General features: G+C 56.0%; 2 tRNA genes and 3 rRNA genes. All 5 read right to left on the reverse strand.

The features are described 5' to 3' along the window. Positions 1 to 68 precede the first annotated feature (68 nt). Positions 69 to 180 (reverse strand): 5S ribosomal RNA (rrf, locus tag A8O25_RS21850). Between the two features lie 81 nt (positions 181 to 261). Next, a 23S ribosomal RNA gene (locus tag A8O25_RS21855) occupies positions 262 to 3154 on the reverse strand. A 165-nt stretch (positions 3155 to 3319) separates the two neighbouring features. Continuing rightward, positions 3320 to 3393, reverse strand: a tRNA-Ala gene (locus tag A8O25_RS21860). A 13-nt stretch (positions 3394 to 3406) separates the two neighbouring features. Then, a tRNA-Ile gene (locus A8O25_RS21865) sits at positions 3407 to 3480 on the reverse strand. 108 nt (positions 3481 to 3588) lie between these two features. Then, positions 3589 to 5100, reverse strand: a 16S ribosomal RNA gene (locus A8O25_RS21870). Together the 16S, 23S and 5S rRNA genes with 2 tRNA genes alongside form the textbook arrangement of a ribosomal RNA operon. Between the last annotated feature and the right edge of the window lie 819 nt (positions 5101 to 5919).

Genomic DNA, 5919 nt, shown 5'->3' on the forward strand with positions numbered 1-5919 from the left:
GGCCCTGGCAGGGCTTAAACGCAGGGAGGCCCCTGCGGTTTCACCCGTGGGGCCTCTCCTGGTAAGGGGGTTGGCGGCTACCTACTCTCCCGCGTGTGACCGCAGTACCATCGGCTCGGCGGGGCTTAACTTCTCTGTTCGGAATGGGAAGAGGTGGACACCCGCGACATAGCCACCATTGTCTTGGGCCTTTCGGCTCGAATGGGGTCGGGGGGTGCTTTGACCATACTGGGCAGAGAGAGAGGGGAGGGTACGCGCCCTGCCTGGAAAGCTCCCGGGCAATTAGTACGGCTCGGCTATGGTGTTTCCACCTTTACACCTGCCGCCTATCGACGTGGTCGTCTCCCACGGCCCTTAAAGGGATTTCTCATCTTGGGGTGAGTTTCGCACTTAGATGCTTTCAGCGCTTATCTCATCCGAGCGTAGCTACCCTGCGCTGCGGCTGGCGCCACAACAGGCCCACCAGAGGCTCGTCCATCCCGGTCCTCTCGTACTAAGGACAGGTCCCCTCAAAAATCCTACGCCCACTACAGATAGGGACCGAACTGTCTCACGACGTTCTGAACCCAGCTCGCGTGCCACTTTAATCGGCGAACAGCCGAACCCTTGGGACCTTCTCCAGCCCCAGGACGTGACGAGCCGACATCGAGGTGCCAAACCTCCCCGTCGATATGAGCTCTTGGGGGAGATCAGCCTGTTATCCCCGGCGTACCTTTTATCCTTTGAGCGATGGCCCTTCCATGCGGAACCACCGGATCACTATATCCGCCTTTCGGCCCTGCTCGGCTTGTGGGCCTCACAGTCAAGCACCCTTCTGCTATTGCGCTCTGCGCACGGTTACCAAGCGTGCTGAGGGTACCTTTGAAAGCCTCCGTTACTCTTTTGGAGGCGACCACCCCAGTCAAACTACCCACCAAACAATGTCTCCCTCCAGGGATTAGGCTCCAAGCAACCCGAGGGTGGTATTTCAACGTTGACTAACCGACGCCTGGCGACGCCGGATCGCAGTCTCCCACCTATCCTACACACGAGTTACCCAGAGTCAATGTTAAGCTATAGTAAAGGTGCACGGGGTCTTTCCGTCCCGTAGCGGGTAATCGGCATCTTCACCGATACTACAATTTCACCGAGCTCACGGCTGAGACAGCGCCCAGATCGTTACACCATTCGTGCAGGTCGGAACTTACCCGACAAGGAATTTCGCTACCTTAGGACCGTTATAGTTACGGCCGCCGTTTACCGGGGCTTCGATTCAATGCTTCGCCTTGCGGCTGACATCCCCTCTTAACCTTCCGGCACCGGGCAGGTGTCAGGCCATATACCTCATCTCTCGATTTCGCATAGCCATGTGTTTTTGTTAAACAGTCGCCTGGGCCTTTTCACTGCGGCTTCTTGCATCGCTGCAAGGAAGCGCCCCTTCTCCCGAAGTTACAGGGCCATTTTGCCGAGTTCCTTGGCCGTGATTCACTCGAGCACCTTAGGATTCTCTCCTCGACTACCTGTGTCGGATTGCGGTACGGGTAGCGTGACCTTTAACGCTTAGCGGGTTTTCTAGGGAGCGGGATTAGGGCCACTATCCCCTCGCCCGGGGGCTTGGGGTACTATCGCGTTTCGTCAGGTCCGGCGTACTTCACTACCGGTCCTATAACTACGCGCTTCAACCTGGTATTCCGTCACCAGGCGGGCCTTTCACTTCTCCGTCACCGCATCGCTGGGTCACGCTAGTACTGGAATATTAACCAGTTGTCCATCGGCCTTAGCTCTCGCATCGGTCTTAGGACCCGACTAACCCTGATCCGATTAGCGTTGATCAGGAAACCTTAGTCTTTCGGTGTGCGGGTTTCTCGCCCGCATTATCGTTACTTATGCCTACATTTGCTTTTCCCGACGCTCCAGCACCCATTGCCAGGTACCTTCTCCGCCGACGGGAATGCTCCCCTACCACAGAATAAATTCTATCCGCAGCTTCGGTAATATGCTTGATGCCCGATTATTATCGATGCCCTGCCGCTCGACCAGTGAGCTGTTACGCACTCTTTAAATGAATGGCTGCTTCCAAGCCAACATCCTGGCTGTCTGGGCAGCTGGACCTCCTTTGTTCAACTTAGCATATATTTAGGGACCTTAGCTGGCGGTCTGGGTTCTTTCCCTCTCGGCCTGGGACCTTAGCACCCCAAGCCTCACTGCCGAGTATGTCTAATGGCATTCGGAGTTCGTCAGGATTCGGTAGGATTTGACTCCCCCTAGTCCTATCGGTAGCTCTACCTCCAGAAGACTCAACCTCGACGCTGCCCCTAAAGGCATTTCGGGGAGTACGAGCTATTTCTCAGTTTGATTGGCCTTTCACCCCTACCCTCAGGTCATCCAAATCCTTTTCAACGGAAACTGGTTCGGACCTCCACTGTGTGTTACCACAGCTTCATCCTGCCCAAGGGTAGATCACAAAGTTTCGCGTCTACCCCCCCTGACTGTGCGCCCTGTTCAGACTCGCTTTCGCTGCGGCTCCGTGCATCCATGCACTTAACCTCGCCAGGGAGGAGTAACTCGTAGGCTCATTATGCAAAAGGCACGCCGTCACCCCACTGAAGGGCTCCGACCGCTTGTAGGCGCATGGTTTCAGGTTCTATTTCACCCCCCTATTCGGGGTACTTTTCACCTTTCCCTCACGGTACTGGTTCACTATCGGTCTCTCAGGAGTATTTAGCCTTGCCGGATGGTACCGGCGGATTCAGACGGGATTCCTCTGGTCCCGCCCTACTCAGGATACCACTGGAGCTGGAAAGCTTACGCTGACGGGGCTGTCACCCTCTCTGGCCTACCTTCCCAGGTAGTTAAGCTTCAATTTCCAGTCTCGTGTCGTGGTCCTACAACCCCACGGTCGCCGTAACGACTGTGGTTTGGGCTCTTCCCCGTTCGCTCGCCACTACTTGGGGAATCATTGTTATTTTCTCTTCCTGCGGGTACTTAGATGTTTCAGTTCCCCGCGTTCGCCCCTGTAAACAGGTGACTGGTCTTCAACCAGCCGGGTTGCCCCATTCGGAGATCTGCGGATCGAGTGGTATGTGCCCATCCCCGCAGCTTATCGCAGCTTATCGCGTCCTTCATCGCCTCTGAGAGCCTAGGCATCCTCCATGCGCCCTTCTCTACTTTCTAGGCCGCATATCGCTATGCGGCGCGTACTCTTCTTTGTTTCTCTCTCTTCCCAGTATGTCAAAGAACCCCCCGCCAGGTAGTCCCCATATCGCTATAGGTGTTCCCTGGCATGTGCGGCACGCACCCTGCCGGTGCGTGCCTGTGATCGCTGTGATCAGGTCAGTTGTGGAGAATAACGGAGTCGAACCGTTGACCTCCTGCGTGCAAAGCAGGCGCTCTAGCCAGCTGAGCTAATCCCCCATGTTCTATGGTGTGGGCCTGCGTGGACTCGAACCACGGACCTCTACATTATCAGTGTAGCGCTCTAACCACCTGAGCTACAAGCCCTACTTTGTTAGCTGTAGGCGTCCGTACTGACCTAACCTTTAATAAGGTGAAGGGTTTAAGCAAAGGGATAGAGAGGAAGCGGAAACGGCGCCGGCGGTGCGTCCCCAGAAAGGAGGTGATCCAGCCGCACCTTCCGGTACGGCTACCTTGTTACGACTTAGCCCCAGTTACCAGTTTTACCCTAAGCCGCTCCTGAACGGTGACGGCCTTCAGGTCTCCCTGACTTCCATGGCTTGACGGGCGGTGTGTACAAGGCCCGGGAACGTATTCACCGCGTCATTGCTGATACGCGATTACTAGCGATTCCAGCTTCACGGGGTCGAGTTGCAGACCCCGATCCGAACTGAGACGCACTTTGTGAGATTGGCATCCCGTTGCCGGGTAGCGACCCTCTGTATGCGCCATTGTAGCACGTGTGTAGCCCTAGGCGTAAGGGCCATGATGACTTGACGTCGTCCCCGCCTTCCTCGCTCCTTGCGGAGGCAGTCTCCCTAGAGTCCCCACCTTGACGTGCTGGCAACTAGGGATAGGGGTTGCGCTCGTTGCGGGACTTAACCCAACACCTCACGGCACGAGCTGACGACAGCCATGCAGCACCTTGCTTTGTGCCCCGAAGGGAAGCCCCATCTCTGGGGCGGTCACGCGCATTCTAGCCTAGGTAAGGTTCCTCGCGTATCATCGAATTAAACCACATGCTCCACCGCTTGTGCGGGCCCCCGTCAATTCCTTTGAGTTTCACCCTTGCGGGCGTACTCCCCAGGTGGGATACTTAACGCTTTCGCTAAGACGCCGACAGTCTGTCGCCGACATCGAGTATCCATCGTTTACGGCGTGGACTACCAGGGTATCTAATCCTGTTCGCTCCCCACGCTTTCGTGCCTCAGCGTCAGTTACGGCCTAGTGAGCTGCCTACGCAATCGGAGTTCTTGAGGATATCTAAGCATTTCACCGCTACATCCTCAATTCCGCCCACCTCGTCCGTACTCAAGCCCCCCAGTATCAACGGCGGTTCCGGGGTTGAGCCCCGGGCTTTCACCGCTGACTTAAGGGGCCGCCTACGCACCCTTTAAACCCAATAAATCCGGACAACGCTTGCACCCTCCGTATTACCGCGGCTGCTGGCACGGAGTTAGCCGGTGCTTATTCCCCAGGTACCGTCAGTTCCCCACGCATGGGTGTTTTCTTCCCTGGTAAAAGCAGTTTACAACCCAGAAGGCCTTCATCCTGCACGCGGCATGGCTGGGTCAGGCTTCCGCCCATTGCCCAATATTCCCTACTGCTGCCTCCCGTAGGAGTCTGGCCCGTATCTCAGTGCCAGTGTGGGGGACCGTCCTCTCAGAACCCCTAGCCATCGTCGCCTTGGTGGTCCGTTACACCACCAACTAGCTAATGGCACGCATGCCCATCTTGAACCGATAAATCTTTGACCATACTCAGATGCCCTCATATGGTGTCATGCGGTATTAATCCGGATTTCTCCGGGCTATCCCCCAGTTCAAGGCAGGTTGCATACGCGTTACGCACCCGTGCGCCACTGGGCCCCGAAGGGCCCCGTTCGACTTGCATGTATTAGGCCTGCCGCTAGCGTTCATCCTGAGCCAGGATCAAACTCTCCATTGTAGTAGATTGTTTGACTGCTCTTCTTTTTCAATAAAGACAGTCGATTTTGTAAAGACATCGACCGCCGGTACGCTAATGTTTCCTAGACTCTACAGACTGGCTGTATGTCTTTTCATTTCCTATCTATCCCATTCACTCAAAGAACCTTACCGCCGGACTGTCTCCGGCGATCTGCGGGGCGCCTCCCGCCCCGTCTCCCCCTCCTTCCGGATGGGGCTGCAAAGGTAGCGACTCTCTTCGAATCCGCAAACCTGAGCGTGTTTTTTTTCTTTATTTTTTTTCCCGGGCCCTGCCGGCCCGGCCTCTCTAAAACCCCCTTCGCTCCAGAAGCGGGTGCAAAGGTAGTGAACCTTTTCCCTTTTCCAAACCCGGGGGCAACTTTTTTTTTCAAGCTACCGGCCGCCCTTCCGGCGGCTGGGACCCTCCGCTCAAGGCTCTTTCCAGAGGCCGTTCCCGAAGGGGCTGCAAAGGTAAGGAGAATCTTTTACCCTGCAAACCTGTGCGTGTTTTTTTCTCTCTTTTTTTTTCCGGGCCCTGCCGACCCGGCGTGTTCTTTTCCCCCTCTCTCAGGAAGCGGGTGCAAAGGTAGTGAACCTTTTCCCTTTTTCCAAACCCGGGGGCAACTTTTTTTCAAGCTACCGGCCGCCCTTCCGGCGACTGGACCCTCCATTCAAGGCTCTTTCCAGAGGCCGTCCCCGAAGGGGCTGCAAAGGTAAGGAGCTTTCCCCGGTATGCAAGAGAAAAGTTAAAACTTTTTCCCCGCCCTGCCGCCTGCACTTCCTTACCAAAACCGCTCCTGCCGAACGGGATGCAAAGGTA

Source organism: Rufibacter ruber (genome assembly GCF_001647275.1).
Classification (GTDB): domain Bacteria; phylum Bacteroidota; class Bacteroidia; order Cytophagales; family Hymenobacteraceae; genus Nibribacter; species Nibribacter ruber_C.